The following is a 25750-nucleotide window of genomic DNA, read 5'->3' on the forward strand; positions in this document are numbered from 1 at the left end:
TTGGTTATGTTTAAACAATTACGCAATAAATTCTTGATACTGAATATGTCTATCATATCGGCATTGATGATAACGGCTTTTTGTGTCATTTATTTCATTACTTATAACAACATTCAAAATGAAAACGTGAAAAAATTGAATACTTTATCTGCCAGTCCGCAGAAAGTGGATGTTTCTTTATCGAAAATGGGTGAAGCTGTTGTTTCATTGAATTACTCTATGTCATTTTATATACAGGTTGATGAGCAAGGCAAGATACAAAAGGTTAACTCTTTTATCGACATGACAGATGAAACCTATAAAAAAGCTGCAGAACTTGCGTGGCAAGAGAAAAAGAATAACTCAGTTGTCAATGTTTACGGAAAAAAGTGGATGTATAAAATAATGGAGCAGGCAACTATGGTAAGAATGGGTGAAAATGGAGAAATGCATTTTTCCACTGACGGTGGTCAAACATGGACTGTGAGTGATAATTATCATAGGACTAATAGTTATCAAATTGTATTTTTGGATGTAACGGATAAAAACGACACACTTACAAGCCTGCTTATCACGTTTCTTTCAGTGGGAATTGTTATGCTTTTTGTCATTTTCATCATCAGTATGTATTTTGCAAATAGAGCAATTAAACCTATTTCTGTTTCATGGGATAAACAGAAGCAATTTATAGGGGATGCCTCACATGAATTAAAAACACCCTTGGCAATTATTTCAGCAAATTATGACGCATTGATGACAAACAAGGACAAAACAATTAAAAGCCAGGAAAAGTGGCTGGAGTATATTCAGAATGAAACAACACGAATGACCAAGCTTGTAAATGAACTTTTATATTTGGCTAATAATGATGAGGCGGAAATAGAGCTGCAGTACTCTTCATTTGATATAAGCCAAACTGTGAATTATGTTACCTTGTCAATAGAAGCTGTAGCTTTTGAAAAGGGGGTAACGATTATTCACCATATAGAACCTGATATAACGATAAAAAGCGATGTGGATAAAATAAAACAGGTAATTACCATTTTAATGGATAATGCAATCAAATATACTGAACAAAATAGTCATATTGAAATACGTTTGAAAAAGATAAAAAAGCGAATCATCTTTTCTGTGAAAAACAGATGTATAGGTTTGTCTAAGCAAGATTTATCAAAACTATTTGACAGGTTTTATCGCAAAGACACAGCACGTACGTATGAAACCGGCAGTCATGGATTGGGACTTTCTATAGCAAAAAATATTATAGAGAAGTTAGGTGGCAAGATCTATGCTGAAAGTGATGAGAGCGATAGCATTACCTTTATCTTTATGCTTTAACAGGTCATGTTACAGGTGTATCCAATTAATTAAAGGGTGCAGTTCAAAGCTGATTTTTCATTTCAAAAACTTGGGTAAATTTATGTTTCTTATTTATGGGATTACCCATTATAAAAGCAAACGTAAAATCATTGATGTATATATAGGAATCTATTGATTTGCATCCTCGCCTTTTATTTTTTCTTAGTCCATTCTCATTATAGATGATGTAATTTTTGGACTGATTGAAGCAATATTTAGGCTACATATAGTCGGTTTATATGATTCAAAGAGCGAAATGATTTACCATGTATCTGAGCCTTATAACCATTTTGCTCCTGTGTTTTCGGTATCCATTGTCTTTATTATTAGAGTGGGCAGCTTATCTAAATTATGTTCTTGAGAACGAATTCACTTTATTTTTTTATCACTGTTTATTTGAAATATCTTTTTTTGTTTAGAATAAATTAACAATGACAATACTGGAACTAATAACTTTTAGAGTAGGCGAAATTAATGGTTAGAAAACGAATATTATGCTCCATTATAGTTGTAAGTGTCGCTATATGTATGTCAGGTTGTTGGGATGCAACAGAGCCTCAGCGTATGTATTATGTTAACGCTGTTGGTGTTGACTATGAGGACAATAAATATAAGGTTTATCTTCAAATTATTAATTTAGCTGATATAGCAAATGTAGATAACAATACTGGTAATGCCACATCTGTAGAAGTTGGATATGCCGAGGGGAAAACAATTGAAGAAGCAATTTATAAACTATACCGTTCTTCTGACCAAGAAATATTTTGGGGGCATATGAGGTATCTGCTTTTCTCAGAACGTGCTATGAAAACTGAACAAAATACTATTCCTGTGATTGATACTTTTATTCGGTTTAGGGAGACGAGATATCAAATCTGGGTGTTCTGCACTACAGATTCTATTAAAGATGTGATGCTTATAGCTCCCATCCTAAGAAGCTCTATAACATCTTCAAAGTTAAGTAGCCCCCTTAAGACGATTGAACAGGAATCATTTATTGATCCCAAAAATTTAAGAGAATTAGTTATTGGTCTAAATGAACCTAGCCATGAAGTCACCATCCCTTTTGTAACTATTATGAAAAATTGGGAAACAGAAGCTGGAGAAACGGAAGAAACTTCATTTGCAGGTATAGGTATACTATCAAAAGATGAATTTAAAGGATTCATTAAGGATTCCTTATCCAGAGGTAGCCAATGGATGCAAGATAAAACTAATCGGGGAAGAATTACATTTAAATTAAGTGGGAGAGAAAGGGATTATTTGACAGTTGATATAGATAAGTTAAACGTTGATGTTAAACCGATTATAAAAAAGAAAGAATCAGAAACAGTAGTATTTGATATTGATATCCATGTAAAGGCTACCGTAAATGGATTTAAGGGAGCCATTAAGGACAAGCATATAAAAAAACATATTAAAGAGCAAATAAAAAAAGAAGTAATGGAAACTTATGAAGAAGGATTAAAATTGGATGCTGACATATATCGTCTATCTGAGTACCTTTATCGCAGCAACGTAAAGGTATGGCAAATGATAGAGAAGGATGGAAAAATACCTTTAAAAAAAGAATCAATCAATAAAATAAATATTTACGTTAAGATAAATGCTGGTAGAAAAACATTTGAAGAAACAATTAAAGAATAAATGCTTTGTTTTTAACTATTTAATTCGGTTCAGCTTGCTACAAACAATTTTCTAGATCATTAGTTAAAGAAAATTATATATATTTAAGAAACGGGTTTGGATCAAACCCGTTTTTCAAGAGAAATAAACAATTATTATTTAGTTTGCAATTATATAAATTTTGTGTTGATTTGTACATCAAGTAATTGATAAAATGTATCATATTATTTTTTTGCTAAAATCTATAAAAAAACATTTTACATCGATTAGAAGTCAAGACTTATCCAGTTAGTATGTCTTCGCTTGGATATCGTACTTTTTCTTGTTTTGGTTTTGCAAGTGCAAAGGCCCACGTTAATGGTCCTAGTTTACCCACTAACATAATAAAAATAATAATTATCTTACCCACATCTGATAAATCACCAGTTATGCCCATTGACAAACCTACTGTACCAAATGCTGAAATTACTTCAAATAATATTTTTAAAAATGACTCTGACTCAGTGATATTTAAAATAAATACCGCGAAAAAGATTAACAATACACTTATTGCCAAAATGACAAGGGACCTAATTATAACCCTATCTTTAATTGCTCTATTTGCTATAGTAATCTGATTTTTTTGTCTCAAAAATGTTATTATTGATAATACAATAACCAAAAATGTTGTAAGCTTAATTCCTCCACCTGTCGATGTACTCCCAGCTCCTATAAACATTAAAAGTAACATAAAAACAATCGTTGCTTCATTTAAACTTCCTATATCAAGTGTATTGAATCCTGCTGTACGGGGTGTCACTGCTTGAAAATAAGAACCCCAAAGTTTTTCGCCTAACGATGACAATTGCCCTAATGTGTTTGGATTACTATATTCTATAGAAAAAATAATAATCATTGCTAATATGTTGATAACTAAAGTTCCAACTATCATTACCTTTGAATGTAAATTTAACTTTTTAAAGCTGCGTTTATACCATATATCTGATAAAACTGTAAAACCTATCCCACCAACTATGAAAAGAAATGTGATAACAAAATTTACTATTGGATCACCTACATATCCCATTAAACTTTCTGACCAAATAGAAAATCCCGCATTATTAAAAGCTGATATTGCATGAAAGAAACTGTAATATACTCCTTCTCCCCATCCAAACTCTGGAACCCATTTTAAAGCTAAAATCAGCGTTGCAATGATTTCAATAGTAAAAGCGTATATAAATATACTTTTGGTTAGTCTTATAACTCCACCTAGAGAATTCTGATTTAAAGCACTTTGTACAATTAACCTCTCTTTAAACCCGATTTTTTTGCCCAACATCATAAAAATAAGTACTGCAAATGACATAATTCCTAATCCACCAACTTGTATAAGAACAAGAATGATGTATTGACCGAAAGTAGTGAAGGCAGTTCCTGTATCAACTACAACAAGACCTGTTACGGTCATAGCAGATGTTGCAGTAAAAAGGGAGTCAATCCAACTTATAGAATTTGTTGTTGCAAAAGGTATTTTTAACAGTATCGTTCCCAAAGTGATAAAAAATACAAATACAAATACAAGTAGTTGAAAGGGATTTGATTTAATATACTTAAAATTCATTATATTAAACTCCTTCTTCAAATCTTGCAATATCACTATTGTGTCCTATTATTATTAATACATCTTCTTTATTTATGACTTCTTCTGCAGTTGGTGAAACTATAAACGTCCCTTGACGTTGAATCCCAACAATGGTACAACCAAATTTTGCGCGTACATTTAGTTCGCCTAAACTTTTGTAAATAAGCTTCTTTTTCACAACAATCTCTACGATGCTATAATCTTTGGAAAGTTCAATAAAATCAATCATTTTATCTGACACAATATGACGTGCAATCCTTCTTGCTACATCACGTTCTGGATGGATTACTTTGTCCACACCAATCTTTTTAAGAGCCTTTGAATGATACTCATTTTGAGCCTTTGCCCATACTTTTTTTACACCTATTTCTTTTAATAACAACGTAATTAATATACTTGATTCTATATCCCTACCAAATGAAACAAATGCGTGGTCAACATTACGAATCCCAAGTTGAATAAGGGTTGTTTCATCAATTGCATTTGCGCAAAAAGTTTGTGTTGCATAGTTCATATATTCATTCACCTTTACCTCATCCTTATCTATAGCTATCACCTCAATACCCATGTTGTGGAATTCTTTTACAATTGTTCCCCCGAAACGACCTAAGCCAAATACTGCAAATGATTTCTTCATACTACACCTTCTTTTCTAATAGTTATGTCATTATTAAAGTTCACAAAACTAAAATTACAATATAAATAATAAAGAGAAACCTCCTGCTGTTATAAGAGGACATATATCAACTTTACGAAGTTAGTATCTTATTGGGATCAATAATCCTACCACCAAATGTAGGATTCACTCCATTGAAATTTTTATACAGCAAAATGTTAAATAGGTCAATTGTTAAAATTAGTTATCTTAATAATCTATCAATTACAACAATAAAAAATATTCTGAAAATTAAACCTTTTAAGAGTAGTTTTTTTATAACATGTGTACCCATGATAACATGGATTTATTTTTGGTTGTTAGAAATATTGCAGTTCAAAAAGCTGAGGTGTGGTGAAATTCTAGAGTTTGATATTTCACAAGAATAGTGCGCAGATGCATGGTATTATAAGTCACCGTTATGCCTGGTTTTGAGGCGTATAATATTACATTTTTCTGAACGTTTCAACATTACCTTATACTTTTTTACTATTTTTGATAACGAACTATATAGAAATATCCATTGTTAGAGATAAAAGAACAATTTTTATTCGAGTGGTAGATAGGGGAGGTAATGCGTTTATTTCATTTCAAAACAATTCTTTGAGAATAAAAGTAACTTTTTACAATACAAACGACATATTATACGATTATGGTCTGATTACCAACATAATAAAAAAGGGAAACATAAGTTTATTTAACTAGATCAAGATGGGCATAATTGTAGGTTTGAAATAAAGTTGCGATGGTTTTAAGCCATTAGAAAAAAGTTAGATTAAAAATCTTCCCATCGCAACAGAAATACAAAAATAAGCATTGAACAAGGAGAAATTATACAATTGAAAGGTTAGTGGGAGCAGTTGATTAGTCATATAACCTTAAATTGATTTTACATTTGTACATAAACCCATCTTTAAGAGATTATTCAAATAGATTCCATTGTTCATAAATTTAAATCATATATTTTGCACAAATCTAAAGCAAAATATTTAACGTTGTTTTAATATAATAATTTCTCATTAATTACTTAGCTAAAAATAATAATTACTATATACCTAAGTTATTTCACTTACTCTCAACTACGATTTTTCTCATGATATTGTTAATAACAAAACAATAATCAACCTTATATGGTTATTAATTTAGTTTGGAAGTGCCTAGCCTCTAGTTTTATGATGTAATATAAAATTATATGATTATATTAATAATTTTATAAAGAAGGATAAAAAATTGCATAAAAAAGATTTTTATTTAATTTCAAGTAACTTTAGTTCTGTTATCATTTAAAGTTTTTAAAGAGAAGCCGATAAACATTAAATGAATCAAAAAATTTACATAAAGAAAGTAGGAGATGGTAGGGAATTGTACATAAAAAGTAACATGAGATTGTGAAGGGGCTGTTATTACAATTAAAGATTTTCGTACCTCTAATTAGGTAGAGATTACAGCCTTTCAATTAAAGTCACAAAAACGAATTCAAAAAGGAGAGAATACCCGTGGTTCGTAATTTATCCATATTTAAAAAGTTAGTCTTATTAATGTCTATAGCAATTTTAATGGTTGCTCTTATCCAAGTAAGTGGATATACTACTATGAAAAAATTGGAGAAAAATGCAGAGAATATTTTAAAAAATCGTCTAGAACCAAGTATTATTTTATCAGACTATAGACTTAATAATCAGATGATTGTTTCAGATATTTACCGTTCTTTACTTTTTAACGATGAAAAAGCTATTACCCAAATTAAAAATGAAGTAACTTATGTGTTTAAAGATAATGAAAAGAATCTTAAATTACTTGAATCAACCAATATGCACTCGGATGAGAAACAAATAATAAGTGAATTGGTTCAGCTATATCCAATTTTTAAAGAAAGCATGGAGCAAGTTTTTCAGCTAAGTCTTGCTAATAAGAATGAAGAAGCAATTAAACTCTTTGATTCAAGTGCCGAGCCTGTTCTTGAAAAAATTACGTCAAAAGGTTTGGAACTAACAGAATTGAATAAAAAAAATGCAAGTACTTTGGTAATGGAAAGTAAAGCTGAAGCGACTGAAAGAATCACAAATTCTCTAATAATATCAATTGTATTAGGAATTCTGTTTATAGTAATCGGTTTTATCGGTGTACGAAAATATCTAATTTCACCAATTGAGAAATTAAAATATGCTGTTCAACGAGCAGAAGCTGGGGAATTAAATTTTAGTGTAGACTATGATTCTAAGGATGAACTAGGTGTCTTAATGTCCACTTTTAGCCATATGATTACTCACTTACGGGAACTTATTGGTCATGTGCAACAATCATCCGAACAGATGGCTGCATTTTCAGTTGAGCTTTCGGCAAGTGCGGAACAAACGAATGAGGCAAGTGAACATATTGCTTCTGTTACGTTAGAGGTAGCAAGCGGTTCAGATGACCAGGTTAGTACGATTATAGAAACTTCTAATGTTGTGAATCATATGGTACAGAATGTCCAAACAATAGCTAAAAGTTCTACTAACGTGTCAGAGGCTACTACACAAGCAAACCAACTTGCTATAGATGGAAATGATATTATTCAAACTGCAGTTCTACAAATGAACTCGATTCAAACATCTATTGGCGGTCTAAGTGATGTTATTAGTGGATTAGGTGAGCGTTCGAATGAGATTGGACAAATCGTTGAAGTCATTACAAGTATTGCTGCACAAACCAACCTGCTTGCGTTAAATGCAGCGATTGAAGCGGCAAGAGCAGGCGAACATGGAAAAGGCTTTGCAGTCGTTTCGGAAGAAGTTCGAAAATTAGCAGAAGAATCATCTGCGTCAGCACAGAAAATCTCTAATTTAATTACAAGGATTCAAGCGGAAACAAATAAAGCGGTAGATTCCATGGAGTTCACTACAAATGAAGTTAAGACAGGTATTGACAATGTGAATATCGCAGGTGAATCTTTTGAAAAAATTCAACATGCCATTAACGAGGTTTCTGTTCAAATTCAAGAAGTATCTTTTTCTGTACAACAGATGGTAGCAGGAGCTGATCAAATGACCAAATCCATGGAACAAATTAATGAAATTGCCCAAAGCTCTGCAGAAGGGACACAAAATATTTCAGCGGCTACTGAAGAACAATTAGCCTCTATGCAGGAAATTACTGCATCTACTTCGGCACTTTCTAAAATGGCAGAAGACTTACAAGAAAAAATAAATATGTTTAAAGTATAAGGGGGGTGATTTATTATTTTAAGGTAGTTCTTGGCTGAACTTTTGAGAGAAGCTAGAATTAATAAGCGGAGAATAAGGTAATCAGTCGAAATAAACGTTTCTGCTTTGTGTGTCGCATGAAACGATTCAATTGTGGCATTATCAGCGGGCATTCCTTTACGGGACATGCTCATGATAATGCCTTTTGCTCGGATTGCTTGTTGGAATGCCGACAAAGTATAAACCGACCCTCCGGTCGCTCAGTAAAACACCCTTGTAAAACGGATAATGGCTGTAATTTTTCTAATACAAGGATTTCATTTTGAGTATTAAAAATGGTATAAGCAATAATTTCACCATTAAATAAATCGTGTACACTTGATAGATATAACGTTTTCCCGCCAAAAGGTAAGTAGGTAATATCTGTAACGAGTTTCTCTAAGCGCTTTTGTGATGCAAATTCATGAATTATCTATTATTAGCCACGTAATGTAGTTGTCCTGTTGGTTTACGTTTTTTAACTTTCACACGACATTGCTATTCGATAGCTGAAAGGCCATCTGGACCTTTCTAAAAAGTATATTGCTTCCCGTAGGTTGTTTTGAAACAATGCATTTCACCATTATTATACCAACGTGTCCATGTCTCAATTTGCGTGTCATTACGAATATTTAATTCTTCTAATATCACCTCTGTAGGAATATCTTGTAATTTCATCTCAACTGTCTTTAACTATTTCTTGCTGATATCTCACTCTCTTTCCCATAAATAATAAATATTAGGATACATTACCCTAAATTCAAAATACCGGACTGAAGAAAGTATTAAGTTTTATTTCAATGTACCTGTACTTATAATTGATGTTTCAACACGTAAATCTACTTCACGTTTACGCACATCTGATGAAGGTCGTTTGCTAACTAATATCGGTGCCTAATTTTTTGCACCAATTCCATAAATTTATTGGCAAGGGTTTGATGAAGTAAATCGGACTGAAACTAGATTTAATCTTCTTATTATGTAAAGAATGCAAGTTTTCTGTTTTCGATGAGGAAGAAAATGAAAAAGCTTTTCTGATTTATTGTGGAAAACAAAGATCATGCGTTAAACTTAAAGATACAAGATACAAGATACAAGATACAAGATACAAGATACAAGATACAAGATACAAGATACAAGATACAAGATACAAGATACAAGATACAAGATACAAGATACAAGTGCTAGGTATTCAATGAGCTCTTAGTCTTTTTAGAGTATGTTATTTTTAATTTTATATTTTTATTAACTTTTTTTGTGACAATTAAAAAGTCTTATGGTCTATTAAAAGTAAAAAAATAGTATAATGCAGTTGGAATTACGTACTTATATCATTAGAATTCAAAATACGCGTTAACAAAATACGCTTTTGTGTATGAATTTCGCTGCAATTACATAGTATTTGCTCATTTTTGTGAAGCGGACTATTGTTTTTAGTGTGGCAGAATATACTCAAAAAGGAGAAGATATCTATGAAAAAGAGAAAATACTTAGTACAAAAAACTTTAACTATAGCTGCAATTGCATCAATGGGAACAACACTTGCTTTAGGATCTCCAAGTTTAGTTAGTGCAAATCAAATTAGTACTTCTGGAGAACAAGGTGTTCTAGCAGAAAATACGCCCACTAGTATTATTGAACAAGCAAACGCAGTTGGTATTACAGATGTTAAATCGGAATTAGATAAAATAGGAAAACACTATTATGCTAATGAAATTGCTGGAACAAAATACTTTTCAAAAGGGCTTCCACTAACTTTTAAACCCAATCCAGAAAGTGTTGTGACAGAGCTTAACTTTAGTATAACGAGTAATACTTTGAATAATCTGAACTATGATACTACAACAATTAGTTACGTAACAGTAGGCGAACTTGATAACACAAAAACTCCTTTAGAACAAACGCTTACAACAGTGAGTTACAGTGAGAGTGTACAAGAAACAACATCGACAGCGACACAAAATGGTTTTAAAGTTGGAGGGTCCGGTGACCTATTATTTGGAGTTCCACTATTAGTAGAAGGTTTAAAAATTAATGCAGAATTTAATTCTTCTACTACAAGCACAACAGCAAAAAGCGTGACAAGAACATTAACGTCACCTTCCCAAAATATAAGAGTGCCATCGGGTAAAAAATATAGAGCAGTTGCCGTTTTAAAACAATTAAATTTTTGGGGTGATGTTTCGTTTACTGGTGAAGGAATCAATCCGATGACTACAATAAAAGGGAGGGCAATATATACTGCGCCAAATGGTAGTTATTGGGAAGATCACACTTGGAGAAAATATACGGCCCAATTTTGGAATGAACTAACTAATGCTCAGAAAAATGATTTAAATGGAATCGAATTTATTTACTATCCAAGTACTGGAGGAGTTAGAGTAAAAGCACAAGGGACTGCTAAATTCGAAGGTGTAATGGGTAGTAAACTAGAAGTAGATATTTTAGATGTTACAAATCCAGCAAGCCCCATGTTAGTGGAAACAAGAAGTTTTTAAAATTTATTTTTTAATATCTGAATCAATTATAAATCATATTTTTCAAGAGCCTAGACTACCCCTATTAAGTAAACTTATGTTTATAAAATTATGTTGCAAAACCCAATTGGTAAACCTAATGTATATGGTTAAAGACAGGGAGAACAGTTGTATGTCGAAATCCGACAACGAAGTCTTTTGCATAAATTTGGCCCTCAATAGGCGTAGTCTGAAAATGGATGCTAAAACTAATTAATTGATATTAGAGACAAATACTTGGACATTCATTAAGTTAATTTTTTGATTATTTTGAGTGTTTTGGTGTAGAAGCTGCTGATGAATTTAGTTTGAGGCTTTTAGTGTTTATATAAAAATCAGACAACTGTGATTAGTTATCTGTCTTAGTATCTTTAGTCATCTCAATTACTTTCAATGGCTGCTTTAATTTCTTCTAGTGATATCCTGCTTCAAGTAATTTGAGTTGTTTGTTCTAATTTATTTATCTATTTTCCTTATTTATATTTTGTTTCATCTCTAGACTTTAAAAATATTAAAACTCGCTAGAAATATCAAAAAGGCGGTATTTGGTAGAAATAAAAATACTCGCTTTGTGAAGTTTGGTCATAAGCGTTTATAACGGTCCGTCGACATTAAAAATGTATTGAGCTCATCAAATACATCCCTGCTCTGTCATCTTCAGTAAATCTAAATTAATACGACTAAATAGCTTCACCGTATTTATTATTTCTTTTCCGGTAGCAATTAGTATGGACCTGACAGGGTAAAGAGCATCTTTTTTCCTCCTAATTTTTAATTATCTCCTTTTCTAGACAATTAAAAATTAGGAATTTAAATAACAGGGAAATAAGATTTTCCGCTTATGAATAACCTATCTATTAGCACAGATTTTTGTAGTCAAATTTTAATATTTGTACATTCCGAAAAAGTTTTAAAGCCTGTACAGTTCTTACTACACTATTAACCAGTCGCCGATTTCAATAACGACAACTGATTGGATAATGTTTCTTTGTTCACTACCTGATATATAAAAGTGGGTATTGTAACTTGCTATTTATTTAGAAGTATCGTTACAAATACTTTTTTTGAAAAATATAAGAGCGAATAAGTGAATGGCTTGTTTACTTATTCTACCAGGCTATAATTGTGCTAGAGAAGTAAATATTCTTAAATCAAAAGACAGTATAGGGGAGGGTATTACTTGTATTTAAGTAACCTTGTGAAGATTTTCATTTGACAATAATAATATGTATGTTTGTAACAAAGGAAAGTAGGAGGGGAAAATGAGAAATTTTTTCGAAGATCAGTATAAATATAATGGTGTGAATCAAATAATAAACTTAGTAAGTGAAATTAGTGAATATAAAGGAAAGTTAACTGCTTATCAAGAGCAAAGATCTGATATGTTTACTAACCTAGAAAATGCTATGCCAATACAATACATAAAAAACTATGTTTCAATTTATGAGGATATAAAAGTTTCCAATAAACGATTAAAAGAACTTATTTTAGAAGATATAATACCCCAATCGATCTCAGAAGATGCGATATTCTGTTATTATGAAACTCTAACGCTTGTGCATAAAAAATCTAATGTTTTAGATATTAGCCCAGATACTATACAAGAATTACATTTTCAATTAATACATTTTATTACCTCTGATGGTGCAAAATGGCGCCAAAAACCATTCTCTATCCCCGGAATACTGGAGAAAGGGATGTACACGAAAGTTTATCGTCCTCTTCCACCTGAAAAAATTCAAATGGCTGTAGAACATTTATGCAACCAGTATAATTTAATAAACTGTAAAAAAGAATTGCCTACTATTCTACTGATAGCTCATTTTATATTCAATCTTTATTGCATAATTCCATTTAGTCAAGGTAATGGAAGGGTAACTATAATGTTAATGCAATTATTACTAATAAAAAGCGGCCATACATTTGTAAAATATGTTTGTTTAGATGAACATATAAAGAAAAGAGAGACAGAATACTATGAAGCAATCTATAAATCATCGGCAAATTGGTACTGTAATGAGCACAATATTAGCTTTTGGTTAAAAATATTCCTGACTATTATTTTAGATACTTATAAAAATCTACATAATAGAGTAAAGGATTCTATAAGTAGACAGACTAAGACAGAGAGAATTCAGAATTTTGTTCTTAATCACGAACAACCTTTTACAAAAGAATACATTCGAAGTATGTATCCTGATATAGGCGAAAGTACAATTAGTAAAGCTTTAAATGATTTACAATTAGTAGGTGAAATTAAACTTGTTTCAAAAGGGAAAAATGCGTGCTGGATGAAAGTCTAACCTTAAAAGTATGAGGAATGCATATTACTATAAAAATAACTGTTATGCTAAAGGGATATAGGGATTAAACATACCAAGGCACTTATCTGTGCCTCTGTTTGACTAATGTGTAAATTGTGAGGTTTCTAGCAGTTACACCCAAGGTAATCCAAGCATAAAAAGGATACAAAATATAAATGAGAAAACAAAATAAATTAGAACAAACAACTCAAATTACTTGAAGCAGGATATCCCTAGAAGAAATTATAGCAGCCTTTGAGGATTGTATATTACAGTTGTTTGTTTTTTTATATAAACAACAAAAAAGCTGCTAACTAGAATGATATGCTCCCAATTAGGTAGACAGATTAAAAAATCTGTTTATCTAATTGGGAGCTTTTTTTGAGGCGAAGTAAACATCCAATCTAGTTAAAATTACATATCCTTATGGTGATTATTTAAATATATCCCCAAACTTTACATAGCTAGAAAAATGAAATATGAGGCAATTGAACGTGATCGTATTGAGATTGTTAAGTACTGTATGAAGAACCAGAAAAATTATCAGTTGTCAGCGCACACCTACGGTGTTTCGTATCAACAGGTGTTTCAATGGAAGAAGAAATTTGAAACTAACGGTGAAGAGGGATTATGGGATCGCCGTGGTCGCACAAAAAAAGATGAAGTCGAATTAGCCGTTGAGGAGTAATTGAAATTAGAATTTCAACATATTGAATGTGAAAATGAACGTTTACGTGAAGAAAATTTATTTTAAAAACGCTATTCAGCGATTCATGAATTACATCGAGAGGAAAAACTTTTGATTCTTTTACTATGTGAAATAGCTGGTGTTATGCTTGAAGCTTACTATAAGTGGCTAAGTTGTAAGTCTAACAGAGAAGGTGAAAATGAAGCAATTTGTTAAAGGACATTCATCTCCTTTACCAACAAGTAGATGGTATTTACGGCTATCATCGTACAACGTAGACCATCAATCGTCGGCGAAAAGAAAATAATCAAGCGAAGGTTAACGAAAAGCGTATATATCATTTAATGCAAATTAGTGAATTGAAGTCTGTTATTCGTAGAAAGCGCAAGCTTTATCGAAAATCCCCAGCACGTCATGTGGCGGAGAACGTATTGAATCGAGCATTTACATCGGAAAAACCTAATGAAAAATGGTGTACAGACGTCATAAAACTTAATTATGGACACGGGAAAAAAGCTTATTTAAGAGCAATTATCGATTTATATGATGGTTCAATTGTGAGTTATGTGTTCGGTCATTCGAATAATAATTCCCTTGTTTTCAAAACAACCAAATCAGCTATTTAATCATTACAATCAGCCATTAATACATAGTGACCGAGGTATTCAATATACATCGAAGGAATTTAAGCGAATTGTAGAAAAAGCCAATATGACACAAAGTATGTCCCGTGTTTGTCTATGTATTGATAACGGACCAATTGAATCATTTTGGGGAACATTGAAGTGTGAGAAGTATTATTTACATAAATACAATTCATATGAAGAGTTAAAACTAGCGATTGATGATTATATTCATTTTCACAATTACTATCGTTATCAGAAATGATTAAGCGGCTTGAGTCTGTTAGAATTCAGGACTCAAGCCGCTTAATACATTTTTTATTATTTCCACTGTCTACTTGACAGGGTGCAGTTCAGATTCAGTAAGCAGCCAATACATTTTATCATTCAACATTTGAAATACTTAAAATTCCACAACGCCTATTAAGGACCAATTTATGCCATGTACATTAGGTCACCAATTAGGTTTTGCAACATAATTTTATAAACATAAGTTTGCTTAATAGGAGTAGTCTAGCTTTTTGAAAAATATAATTTATGAAATTGATTCAGTTAATAACTTCTTGTTTCCACTAACATGGGGTTTGCTGGATTTGTAACATCTAAAATATCTACTTCTAGTTTACTACCCATTACACCTTCGAATTTTTGACAATATACTAATTTATTCACTTCAAAGAGGTCATAAGATTTTTTAATTGTCACAGAAAAGGAGGCACGTACTTATTTACTAGAAGCTGAATTTACAATTTCCATTTTTAAAGGCTATACGAGATGAAAAGGAAGGCGAAGAAACAACTAATTAACAAGTTAAAAGTATCAAACTATTAAAGATACTTTTCGGTTGTATCAGTTGAAAAATATGACACGTTATTTATGTTATTTACAAATGTAAGTCCCAGTGGTTATTATAAATGGCTCCAAAATAGTAAAGAACAAGCGATACGTGAAGAAGCGAATACGTACTATTAAAAGCGATTTATGAAAAGGGAAAGTGGGGTATAGAGGACTTTACATGGCACTAGAATAACTACTTGAGCTCCCGATGAATCATAAAAAATTCTACAATTAATGCGTAAATTCAATTTATATTCGAAAGTAAGACATGCAAATTCTTATCGAAAATCTCTTTAAAGATACAGAAATACATCGTCAAATCCTAATCATCTAAACCCTAATTTTCATCAAATAGAGCCAGGCTAAGTGTTTAAACAGCGTATCTATTGTGTATTAAGGATGTTGCAACACGAAGTATCGACAAGTTTACGCATATAGTTTGTTAATTGTATGATAAAGAATTAGAAGAGCATTTTAATGACAATGTACATCCAGAAGCTATGATTCATTCAGATCATTTTTCCATTATACAAACCCAGCATTTCAAAAATAGGTTAAAGAAATGGGATTACTTCAGTCAATGTCTAGCCGAGAAAACTGCCTAGATAATTTACCAATAGAGTAATTATTTGGTCATTTTAAAGATGAAAGAGACTATAAAGAAGCTGAAAGCTTAGAAGAATATAGATCATATAGCACTACCAATACAAAAAAGCAATGGACACTTTGTTCGAATCGAACAGAATGTACCTTGTTTTTTGTTTTTCCACTTAGAAGTTTCAATATTCGTTTCAGATTGAAGGCGAATTTTGTTGTGGCTCCTTGTATTTCCGTGCCAAATAAGCCCACGGTTTAGACCAAATAGGTCAACTTATCATGCAATGGGAAGATGTTAATTTCTTGATAATATTTCAATAAATCACCATATCACCATGTAGTAGACATAGATATTCAAGGTTACTTTGATAATTTCAATCAGTCAAAACTGCTAAAACAAAAGTACAATATAGGAATCTGTGATAGAAGGGTGTTCAGTGTAAGCTAGTATTGGTATCCCAACCAAAGGAACTCCGCAAGGAGGGATTCTCCCACCTCCTTGTTCCAATATTGTATGGAACAATTTAGATTGGTGTATAAGCAATCAATGGGAAAATATTAAAACTAGTTCCAATTAAAATCTACATGAAAAGGAACTACGACCTTAAAATTTTTAGATACGATCTCAAGGACCCCATACTAAACCTGATTCATATGCGTGCAATATCTAGATGAAACATTAGACCATTCAAAAACGATAACTAGGAAAGATTTTAAAAGAGAATCACGAAAGATTCTGTTAAATGATCGCTTTCCCTGAAGCTGCAAAAATCTCTTATCCAGCATTTCAAAAGAAGACGTGAGTTAAAAAGAACTGTTAGTGTTAGTGAAATATACGATTTATAAAATTGAATCACTTAATGCAAACGTTCAGTCTGATAAAAGTGACAAACAAAAGTCCTTGTGCTATTTAGATATTTTCGGTATTTTTTATATTAATTTTTTTGCCATATTATAAGTTTATTAAGCTCTTAAAAGCAAACAAAATAGTATAATGCCATTAATATTACGTACTTATTAAAGTATATATAAAATTATACATTAATATATATGTATTTTAGTATGAATTTGGCTACATTTATACTATATTTGCTAAAACGTGTGAGAAGAACTATTCTTTTTTATATAAAAAATAAACTCAAAAGGAGAATATATGTATAGAAAAAGAAGAAAATTAGTACAAAAAAACTTTAGCTAAAGTTGCTAGTACATCTATGGGAACAATATATGCTATAGAATTACAATGTTTAGCTATTGAAAATTAAATTAATACTTCATAGTCTAATTATGAAAAAACTTATTTAAGTGTAATTCTGAATTTCACATATTTTTTTACCTGATATTCTATTGCAACATTTTTAAGACTCTTCAGGCAAGTATAATTCTCTAGTTTCTCTGCATATATAGATGTAGCAATTTCAATAGCTACACTATATTTTGTAGATGTTGTTCACATATTTATAGGAGGTGGGTGAACTCTGTTTAATAATGTTAGAAATTTAAAAAAATTTTGAATATTCTTTTTATTTAGTGCACAACTAATTTAAATCAAAACGGAGGGTATTAACCTTGGTTCGTAATCTATCCATATTTAAAAAGTTAGTTCTATTAATGTCTATAGCAATTATAACTGTTGGTATTATTCTAATGATTGGATATAACACAATGAAATCTCTGGAGAATATTACAGAAAGTATTTTTAAAGATCGGCTAGAACCAAGTATAATTCTAGGTGATTATAGTCTTAACAATCAAATTATTGTTTCAGATATGTATCGTTCTTTCCTATTTACAGATGAAGCAACAATTAAGCAAATTAATGATGAAGTGCAGAATGCATTTGAAGATAATGAAAAGAACCTTCAAATACTAAAGGATACTTATTTGTACCCGGATGAGGATAAAATATTAAGCGAATTAATTGAGCAACTTCCAAGCTTCAAAGAAAATATGGAAAAAGTATTCCAACTAAGTCTTGCCAACAAGAATGAGGAAGCTATTAGCTTCTTTAATTCAAATGCCAAGCCTATTTACGACACTATTTTATCAAAAGGGGTAGAGTTGATAGATTTGAATAAGAAATATGCAAATAAATTGCATATTGAAAGTGAAGTTGCTGCAAGTAAAGGTATAACGTTTTCTCTAATTATTTCAATTGTATTAGGTATTCTATATGTGGTAATTGGCTTAATAATTGTAAGGAAATATTTAATTGCTCCTATAAATAAATTAATATTTGCTGTCCAACGAGCCGAAGCTGGAGAATTAGATTTTAATGTAGATTATAATTCAAAAGATGAAATAGGAGTACTAACATCTTCATTTAGCCAAATGACCGCTCAATTACGAAATCTTATTGGTCAAATGAAACATTCATCTGAGCAGTTGGCAGCATTTTCGCTTGAGCTATCGTCAAGTGCTGAACAAACAAGTGAGGCAAGTGAGCACATAGCAACGGTTACGTTAGAGGTAGCAAGTGGCTCAGACGAACAAGTCAGAACTATTACAGAAACATCAGATATTGTAAATCATATGGTGCAAAATGTCGGAATAATAGCTAGAAATTCTACTAACGTGACAGAGGCTGCTACACAAGCAAAAAAACTATCTTTAGATGGAAATAATATTATTCAAAATGCAGTTGTACAAATGAATACGATTGAGACAACTATTGGTAGTTTAAGTGTTATTATTAGTGGTTTAGGTGAACGTTCATCTGAGATTGGAGACATCGTTGAAGTAATTACAAGTATTGCTACCCAAACTAATTTACTAGCATTAAATGCAGCGATAGAAGCTGCAAGAGCAGGAGAGCACGGAAAAGGCTTTGCGATCGTTTCGGAAGAAGTACGAAAATTGGCAGAAGAATCATCTACTTCGGCCCTGAGAATTTCTGAGCTAATTAAAAGGATTCAAAGTGAAACTAACAAATTGGTAGACTCCATGCAGTTCACAACGAATGAAGTGAAAACAGGCATTCATAATGTGAATACAGCGGGTGACTCATTTGAAAAGATTCAACATGCTATTAATGAGGTATCTGTTCAAATTCATGAAGTGTCTAGTTCTGTAGAGCAGATGGTAGTTGGTGCAGATCAAATGTCCAAAACTATGGAACAAATTAATGAAATTTCTCAAAACAATGCAAGCGGAACTCAAAATATCTCAGCTGCTACTGAAGAACAATTAGCCTCTATGCAGGAAATTACTGCATCTACTACAGAGCTTTCTAAAATGGCGGAAGACTTACATGAAAAAACAAATATGTTTAAGTTTAGATAGGGCAAAATAGGGGAAGATGTTCATCAAATACTGATCAAGTCTATAAAATAATTCCTATAATTATATAGTGTTGAAATTATGAGGTAGGTTGCACTATTTAGAATTAAGTTTCTATATTTATAATAGCTAAGTCCGTATTCAAATAAGCATAAAATGTGCAACACCATCCAGATACCCGTAGATAGTAGAAATATAATAAAAAAACAATGTGTGGCTTGATTTCAGAATTCTCAAGAGTCAATTAGTTTACCTTTTTGTTAATGCTTCATTTTTGTAAAAAGACATATTTGTATGATGGCTGTTTTTTCTTTATACGTAACCCAAAAGCCTTAATTGGTACGTTATCAATGTATCAATTAATTCGGGATATATTGCGAATAGTTGTTACAAGAGAAAAATGGATAAATTAGATTAAGACTTGGTATATTTAAAGTTAATAAAATAATTATTTCAAAATTAAAACTGTCCAGATATACGTGGGTAAGAATTTACGGACATTCGAAAAGCCGTAAAATATACAATCCTATAGAATAAGTCTGGACATTCATGTCTAAAGTGTTTGACTATATACTGTAAACAAAGCTAATTAATGGTTATAGATATAGAGGAGCTGCTTTAAACCAAGTACAACCTACAAATGTTCATCTGAAATTTAGCAAGAACAAGAAGAATGTTGTTCCTTTTAGATATTCGCATAATACAATCTAACTATACTTAGTCCCTGTTTATAAAACGTCTAAAACCCTTGGTAGTAGAGGGGTTGGCGTTTTTTTTATTTTAATGTATAGGAATGGAAACTGCAACTAACCTTAAAGTATCTTTAAAAGGAACCTTTTGTAAGTGGTTGTCATAAAAGTGCCGAAACACTCGTTTAGCTAGCGAGTGTTTTTTTGCGAAACCATTGATATAAGAATGGTTGTGGTAGATCATTAAATTATTATTTTTTTAACATAATAGAGAAAGAGGGAAGTAGGGGAAATTGGGGTATGGGGGAATGAACAGTTTTTATAAACAAAAAACTACTCTAAATTGAGTAGCATAATTCAAAGATACATTATTTCAAGTTTACATTATCTATTCCCATTTATACGCTGCCAAGCAATAGACAATATTTTTAGCCCCAATTCAGCCCCAAATCGTCCCAGAACAAAGCATTAATATGCTATATCTTGCACAGTTCAAAAATACGAAAAAACCTGTAAAAGGTTGATGTTATGGGATTTCCATCCTAGCTGTTGTTATACTATGCATCGTTTTCACAGTATATCATGTAATAGTGTGGATGGGTTTTGGACTATATGATTATAATTTAAAGAGTGCCCTAAAAAACTTTCATTTCTTTAGAAGAAATCATTCAAAATATTAACTTTTCACTTATAGAATTAATTCTTTTTTGATACATGTACTAACCTTAACCGGATATTGGAGTTTCTTTTCATAGTACCTCAAAAATTATTTCTCCTAAACTCATATTTTGGACCAGCCATGGCTAAGGCGTATCAACCCATTTGAAAGGATAGTCCGAATAGCTTGAATAACTTATTCCAAAATTCATTAATGACAAAATTTTTGCTCAAAATTAACTTTAAGTATCATAATTTTTTCAGTATTTTCATTAAATTGCTGAATTGCATCATAATCATTGGGATGAGTATCCAAGTATAGATTTAATTCAGCAATGACAAAATCGATGGCTTATATTTCTTAGAGTAGGATATAAAATTCGGGTGGCATCTTTTTACTCACTCTGCTTCCCTCCTTACTGGAGGCTGGTAGGGACTAAGCGCTAAGTTCCATTCTTTATATTTCTCATCATAGTATTTTAGATTAGAAAATTTTTTAAAAATTGAGTTAATACTTATTACTAAATTTGAAATTTTGCTTATACGCCGCCAAGAATTATTAATATTATATTAGCCCCAACATAGTCCCAAAGCGAGCCCCAACTGTGTGCATTAATATGCATTGTGAGAAAATTGAAAAACCCCAAAAGACTGCATATAACAGGCTTTTGAGGGCTTTGTAGGGTACATATTACAAAATAAAAAAATTAGTCCGTGTAACATTAAACCTATGATAAAAGTATTGATTTATCTACGTTTATGAGGGTTTAAACAATAATATGCCCTAATTTTTTCTTCTTTAAAAATGATGTATAGTTAATTTTACAAGGCTTTTCTCAATTATCATATACAGCTTTTTATATAATTTTAATATTTCTCAAGTTTATAAATGAAATGAATTAATTTAACCCACCAACTTTTTATTCTAAATATCAGCACTGATTTAATACAGGACCATAAAAAGCAGGTCTACAACAGCCCCACTTCCACTTACATATTACTGTACACACGCTCGCCATTATCTAGCCGTACACTTTAACCGAAACGCCATTTAAAATTCATCAGCCTCACTTTTAGCCCCAATCAGCCCCAAGTTAATACCTTTTTATTCATTATTTTGCGGACTAGTAAAATTCATAAAACCCAATTAAACTTTGATATATCAATCTTCATCACTTCTTTAATGTCGTAGTGTGCAACATCACTAATTTACTGGGAAAAAAACACACCACCGAAGTGGTTGTCATAAAAAACGTAAAACACTCGTTTATATAGCGAGTGTTTTTTTGTAGGGAAACGTTGATATATCAATGTTTGTTGTGGTTCGTTAAGTAATAAGTAATATGAAAGGGTGAGAGGGGTGTTAGGGAATAGTACGTACCCCAAATTGTACCCTAAAATCATCTGTTCGATGGTCGAATTGAGATGAATAATAATCAAGCCGAAAATGCGATTCGTCGCAAGAACTGGCTTTTTTCTGTTAGTGAAGCCGGTGCTAAAGCAAATGCCATCTGTTTGAGTTAAGCAGAAACAGCCAAAACAAACGGCATTGATTTCTATCGGTACCTTGTGAAGCTATTAACGGAGCTACCAAATTTATCGATTCAACAACAGCCAGAGACCTTACAAGATTACATGCCTTGGTGGAAAAATATCTAACCCACATGTTTAAAATAGCCCAGCTATCTGAAAAAAACTCAGATAGCTGGCTATACGTCGTGCGTACCAAGAAGGTGCGCTAATTTTTGTATTTCAGGCTTACGCTTTATCAGCAACTAGCAATAAGCGTATTAAGGATAACATTGTAAAACAGATGATGGAGTGATGCAGAGGCTTCGTGCCTTATATGAATTTATTGCCACAATCTTTGGATTGTGGCAATAAGCAATAAATAAGGATTTTTAAACCTCGCAAATTAATAATCAATTCTAATCAGGGTTTTTACTGTTCGTCCTCAAATACCTGTTTTATATTTATAAATATTTTTTTCTTTTTCAAAAATAGAAGTATTATGTTCATATTTTTTGGGATTAGATAACTTTTCAAGCTCTTGTATCAACATATCCTCTAAATCTATGGACTCTTTCATGTTTTCTGAGGTTTGTTTAACCTCCTTAACAAGTAATCTAACTAATTTTTGTCCATTCGATTTCACAAGATATGTCCGTATATAACCATCTTCATATCTGGTTTCAAATTTAGGTTTGATATTTTTCTCGTTTTCGTCTTTGTCTTTATGTATATTTTTAATTCCAAATAAATCTAAGAGACTTTCATTTTTTATATTTTTATTTACCTCTGTTTTCAAATAATTTAATGTATTACTGGCTTGAATTTGCATTAATAATTCTCCTTAATTACAAAATATTTTAAGTCAAACACTTTAGTTAAATTTGAAATAGGTTTAATTTAGCATTTTTTATACTTTATTATAACCTTTATAGTTAATAAATGGGGGTTTTTGAAAATTCATTTAGTATTTTTAATATCAGTTTGCTGATGCACAAACATTATAGTATTAATAACTACAATATAATTCTTACAAAAGTAATAGATGTTACATTCGTTATAGATTAGGTACTCAAAAATTTATCTTGTAAAATGGGAGGCAAGATGGTGCGATAAGGTTTTCCTCTCTTGGTATTTATAAAAACCTAAATATTAGGAAAAGACAGACCGACATTGATGATAATATTAATAAATAAGGCTAACAATAGAGCCACATCAAATCACTTTGAAAGTTTTTAATCAAGGTGGTTTAGGGTAAATGTTACTGATGGAGGGCTAAGAGGGTAGAACTGGTTCTTCTGCAGCTAACGAAGCAGTATACTTCCATGAGGAGAAATGTATATGGGAACTTATATTAGTTCCCAACGTTTTAAAATTAAAGAGAAAGTGTAGGAAACTTGGGTTTTAAGTGTGATATTTAGAATGTGGTGAAAAAGTAGGAAGATAGTACCACCTAATCTTTAACTGGTGTTAGTTAAAGATCAATGTGTAGACTGAATATTGTTAAAAGCGGTATTGAGTAATTAGATAGCGTAGTTTTCTTCAATGCAAATGATGGGAGAAATGATATGGAAAACGACTGGGACAAAGCTATAGGTTCTCTTTCTAAAATAAAAGTTTTTTCAAATCCGAATAACGAGCCAGTAACCATATGTGGTGAAGCTAATGATTTGAAGTGTATAGGTGTTGGTACAGATGCAGCTGTTTTTCAGTCTCTTTCTGTGCCGGCTTATGCATTTAAAATATATGCCAAAGACAAAGTACACAAAGTAAAAGTTGAAGCAACGGTTTATCAAGTATTAGAAGAATCACCTTACTTTTCAACATGTTTTGCTGCATACAACGAATACCTGGTTTTAAGCTACGAAGAAGGAAAAACGCTCTTTGACTGCATTCTTCAGGGTATTCACATTCCAAAACAGGTTATAAATGAAGTGGAGGAAGCAAGAGAATATGTTCGGAAGAAGGGACTTAACCCTCGTGATATTCATTTGAAAAATATTTTACTACAAAATGGAAGGGCAAAAATAATTGATGTCTCTGAATACACACTACAAGGTAATGATCATCGATGGGAGCATTTAAAAAAAGGATATGAGCAATACTATCATTTAATAGATGGAAATTCTGTGCCGTTTTGGTTAGTAGAAACGATTCGAAAGTGGTATAACCAGCGTGGAAAGAATACTTCATTTGAAGAGTTTGCAAAAAATATTTTAAAACTTATGTTAAAAAATAAATGAAATTATGAGTAGTTTAATAACAAGAAGGGGCTAACCTCTTATGATATTGACCATCCACTGATTTTCCTATAAGAAAAGACAGTGGATGGGACATTATTATGATTCATTTTAAGTATGATATATTAATTACTATAAATAAAATCATTATTAAAAGCCTCCAATTGTATAGAGGTTTTTTTTATGCATTTTACCTTATCGTCTATATCATGTTATTAAACGTTTTTAATATCGCTATCTACGTCTTTGTTTTTTAATCTTCTGAACTTAGCTACGAATAGCAGTAATAATGGTAATAAAATAGCAAAAACGGCTATAGCTAGTGGCCAAGTCTGCTGGTTGTATCGATCAGAATGAATGATATTCGCATGAACAATTTGAGAAAGAGCTATGGAAATCATTCCAAGTGGAAGAATTAACGGTCTATGCTCCTTTAGTTTAAGTATGTGACTTAATCCAATTAAAGAAGCATAAAAATACATAAAAGCTCTTACAAATATTGTAACCATCCAGATAAAAGCCATAATAATTTCAACGCGTTGTAAAAAGTTTCCTACAGAAACTCTTTGCGCTAATGTATAACTCGGAAATGTTCTTAAAGTAGTATTAGTTACACCTAATACTAATATAGATAAAGCTATAAAAGCAGTTATAATAAATCCTCCAACTATTATTCCAATGTAAAAGCCCTTTTTCCCAGATTCAAGATTATTAATAGCAGAAGGAAAAATCATTAATAGAACAATTAATGGAAATGAAAACAAGCCCATGAAATGTAACACACTATATATTAATGGCGGAATGGATACTTCAAAAACTGGTTGTACATTTTTAATATCTATTTGGGGAGAAACAAAGAACAGGAAAATAATAAAAACAAACAAGAAAATCGGAAACAGTATTTCTAAAGTACGCGCAAAAACTTCTATACCTTGATATGCTGCAAATAGAATAATAAAACTAAAAAGTATAGAAAATACAACCGGCGGCGTTTCCGGCATCACTTCTGTTTGTAAAAAATTACCAATAAAGTATAGTAGCTCACCTGATGACAGAAGTGTTAACAGCACGAATGCTAAAGATATAATTTTTCCTATAAAGCTCCCCAAAAATTTTTCAGTTACTTCTGTAAGAGAAAGATTCATCATTTTATTGGATAAAGTGATATAAAGCTTTATTAAAAGTAAGCTTAATATTGTACCTATGGTGGCTACAATCCAAGCATCCTGCTTTACTTCCAGCGCTAGGCTTGCGGGAATAATTAATATTCCTGTCCCAACTGTGAAGAAAATAACAAGTATTGTGAATTGACGTGAACTTATCAACTGTTTTTCCATATAAATGC

The 25750-nt window shown here is 31.5% G+C and carries 15 protein-coding genes and 4 pseudogenes; 13 read left to right on the forward strand and 6 right to left on the reverse strand.

From position 1 onward, the window contains the following. Window positions 1–6: 6 nt before the first annotated feature. Both C9J29_RS11260 and C9J29_RS11265 read left to right on the forward strand, forming a co-directional pair. Entirely contained in the window at window positions 7–1317 is a 1311-nt protein-coding gene (locus C9J29_RS11260) for a sensor histidine kinase (protein WP_107922181.1), read from the forward strand. Between the two features lie 495 nt (window positions 1318–1812). Further along, window positions 1813–2985: a Ger(x)C family spore germination protein gene (locus tag C9J29_RS11265; RefSeq protein WP_107922182.1), complete on the forward strand. Its 1173-nt coding sequence runs from the start codon at window positions 1813–1815 to the stop codon at window positions 2983–2985. Between the two features lie 259 nt (window positions 2986–3244). Here C9J29_RS11265 and C9J29_RS11270 read toward each other — a convergent pair whose 3' ends face one another. Together C9J29_RS11270 and C9J29_RS11275 are read right to left on the reverse strand one after the other, a co-directional pair. Next, window positions 3245–4567, reverse strand: coding sequence for a TrkH family potassium uptake protein (locus C9J29_RS11270; protein WP_107922183.1), 1323 nt, complete (start codon window positions 4565–4567; stop codon window positions 3245–3247). Between the two features lie 4 nt (window positions 4568–4571). Further along, the gene (locus C9J29_RS11275) at window positions 4572–5225 is read right to left on the reverse strand and encodes a potassium channel family protein (protein WP_107922184.1); all 654 of its coding nucleotides are present in this window, start codon (window positions 5223–5225) and stop codon (window positions 4572–4574) included. A gap of 1514 nt (window positions 5226–6739) precedes the next feature. Here C9J29_RS11275 and C9J29_RS11285 point away from each other — a divergent pair. Beyond that, window positions 6740–8449, forward strand: a complete 1710-nt coding sequence (locus tag C9J29_RS11285) for a methyl-accepting chemotaxis protein (RefSeq protein ID WP_107922186.1) — start codon at window positions 6740–6742, stop codon at window positions 8447–8449. Between the two features lie 549 nt (window positions 8450–8998). Here the strand turns inward: C9J29_RS11285 and C9J29_RS24320 are convergent. Then, window positions 8999–9145, reverse strand: coding sequence for a hypothetical protein (locus C9J29_RS24320; RefSeq protein ID WP_164908706.1), 147 nt, complete (start codon window positions 9143–9145; stop codon window positions 8999–9001). Window positions 9146–9939: 794 nt separating this feature from the next. Here C9J29_RS24320 and C9J29_RS11290 point away from each other — a divergent pair. The 8 genes and pseudogenes from C9J29_RS11290 (at window position 9940) to C9J29_RS11320 (ending at window position 19313) form a co-directional block, all read left to right on the forward strand. Then, the gene (locus C9J29_RS11290) at window positions 9940–10965 is read left to right on the forward strand and encodes an ETX/MTX2 family pore-forming toxin (protein ID WP_107922187.1); all 1026 of its coding nucleotides are present in this window, start codon (window positions 9940–9942) and stop codon (window positions 10963–10965) included. A gap of 1280 nt (window positions 10966–12245) precedes the next feature. After that, window positions 12246–13286: a Fic family protein gene (locus C9J29_RS11295; RefSeq protein ID WP_107922188.1), complete on the forward strand. Its 1041-nt coding sequence runs from the start codon at window positions 12246–12248 to the stop codon at window positions 13284–13286. Between the two features lie 472 nt (window positions 13287–13758). After that, window positions 13759–13974, forward strand: coding sequence for a helix-turn-helix domain-containing protein (locus C9J29_RS11300; protein WP_107922189.1), 216 nt, complete (start codon window positions 13759–13761; stop codon window positions 13972–13974). A 344-nt stretch (window positions 13975–14318) separates the two neighbouring features. Beyond that, complete coding sequence (locus C9J29_RS24325) at window positions 14319–14600, forward strand: DDE-type integrase/transposase/recombinase (protein ID WP_128472288.1); 282 nt, start codon at window positions 14319–14321, stop codon at window positions 14598–14600. Next, entirely contained in the window at window positions 14569–14862 is a 294-nt protein-coding gene (locus C9J29_RS11305; protein ID WP_164908707.1) for an IS3 family transposase, read from the forward strand. The genes C9J29_RS24325 and C9J29_RS11305 overlap by 32 nt, the downstream gene beginning before the upstream one ends. 549 nt (window positions 14863–15411) lie before the next feature. Continuing rightward, window positions 15412–16161, forward strand: a pseudogene (locus tag C9J29_RS24665) (transposase family protein); the annotation flags it as partial. Window positions 16162–16285: 124 nt separating this feature from the next. Beyond that, window positions 16286–16594: pseudogene (locus C9J29_RS24670) on the forward strand (group II intron reverse transcriptase/maturase); the annotation flags it as partial. Window positions 16595–17600: 1006 nt separating this feature from the next. Continuing rightward, a complete protein-coding gene (locus C9J29_RS11320) occupies window positions 17601–19313 on the forward strand; it encodes a methyl-accepting chemotaxis protein (protein WP_107922192.1) in 1713 nt (570 codons plus the stop codon). A gap of 1489 nt (window positions 19314–20802) precedes the next feature. On the opposite strand, the pseudogene C9J29_RS11325 reads toward C9J29_RS11320, so the two are convergent. Continuing rightward, a pseudogene (locus C9J29_RS11325) lies at window positions 20803–21014 on the reverse strand (spore coat protein CotJB). Window positions 21015–22060: 1046 nt separating this feature from the next. Here C9J29_RS11325 and C9J29_RS25230 point away from each other — a divergent pair. Then, a pseudogene (locus tag C9J29_RS25230) lies at window positions 22061–22315 on the forward strand (transposase domain-containing protein); the annotation flags it as partial. A gap of 295 nt (window positions 22316–22610) precedes the next feature. On the opposite strand, the gene C9J29_RS11335 reads toward C9J29_RS25230, so the two are convergent. Beyond that, the gene (locus C9J29_RS11335) at window positions 22611–22997 is read right to left on the reverse strand and encodes a hypothetical protein (protein ID WP_107922193.1); all 387 of its coding nucleotides are present in this window, start codon (window positions 22995–22997) and stop codon (window positions 22611–22613) included. A gap of 736 nt (window positions 22998–23733) precedes the next feature. Between C9J29_RS11335 and C9J29_RS11340 the strand changes: the two genes are divergently transcribed. Further along, a complete protein-coding gene (locus C9J29_RS11340; RefSeq protein ID WP_008175015.1) occupies window positions 23734–24408 on the forward strand; it encodes a serine/threonine protein kinase in 675 nt (224 codons plus the stop codon). Window positions 24409–24620: 212 nt separating this feature from the next. Here C9J29_RS11340 and C9J29_RS11345 read toward each other — a convergent pair whose 3' ends face one another. Then, complete coding sequence (locus C9J29_RS11345; RefSeq protein WP_107922194.1) at window positions 24621–25742, reverse strand: GerAB/ArcD/ProY family transporter; 1122 nt, start codon at window positions 25740–25742, stop codon at window positions 24621–24623. Window positions 25743–25750 lie beyond the last annotated feature (8 nt).

It is taken from the genome of Lysinibacillus fusiformis (assembly GCF_003049525.1).
Taxonomy (GTDB): domain Bacteria; phylum Bacillota; class Bacilli; order Bacillales_A; family Planococcaceae; genus Lysinibacillus; species Lysinibacillus fusiformis.

Bases quoted from the DNA above. Each gene is read 5' to 3' on its own strand.
- C9J29_RS11260 (WP_107922181.1), top strand. From the start codon at position 7: ATGTTTAAACAATTACGCAATAAATTCTTGATACTGAATATGTCTATC.
- C9J29_RS11265 (WP_107922182.1), top strand. From the start codon at position 1,813: ATGGTTAGAAAACGAATATTATGCTCCATTATAGTTGTAAGTGTCGCT.
- C9J29_RS11270 (WP_107922183.1), bottom strand. From the start codon at position 4,567: ATGAATTTTAAGTATATTAAATCAAATCCCTTTCAACTACTTGTATTT.
- C9J29_RS11275 (WP_107922184.1), bottom strand. From the start codon at position 5,225: ATGAAGAAATCATTTGCAGTATTTGGCTTAGGTCGTTTCGGGGGAACA.
- C9J29_RS24320 (WP_164908706.1), bottom strand. From the start codon at position 9,145: ATGAAATTACAAGATATTCCTACAGAGGTGATATTAGAAGAATTAAAT.
- C9J29_RS11290 (WP_107922187.1), top strand. From the start codon at position 9,940: ATGAAAAAGAGAAAATACTTAGTACAAAAAACTTTAACTATAGCTGCA.
- C9J29_RS11295 (WP_107922188.1), top strand. From the start codon at position 12,246: ATGAGAAATTTTTTCGAAGATCAGTATAAATATAATGGTGTGAATCAA.
- C9J29_RS11300 (WP_107922189.1), top strand. From the start codon at position 13,759: ATGAAATATGAGGCAATTGAACGTGATCGTATTGAGATTGTTAAGTAC.
- C9J29_RS24325 (WP_128472288.1), top strand. From the start codon at position 14,319: ATGCAAATTAGTGAATTGAAGTCTGTTATTCGTAGAAAGCGCAAGCTT.
- C9J29_RS11335 (WP_107922193.1), bottom strand. From the start codon at position 22,997: ATGCAAATTCAAGCCAGTAATACATTAAATTATTTGAAAACAGAGGTA.
- C9J29_RS11340 (WP_008175015.1), top strand. From the start codon at position 23,734: ATGGAAAACGACTGGGACAAAGCTATAGGTTCTCTTTCTAAAATAAAA.
- C9J29_RS11345 (WP_107922194.1), bottom strand. From the start codon at position 25,742: ATGGAAAAACAGTTGATAAGTTCACGTCAATTCACAATACTTGTTATT.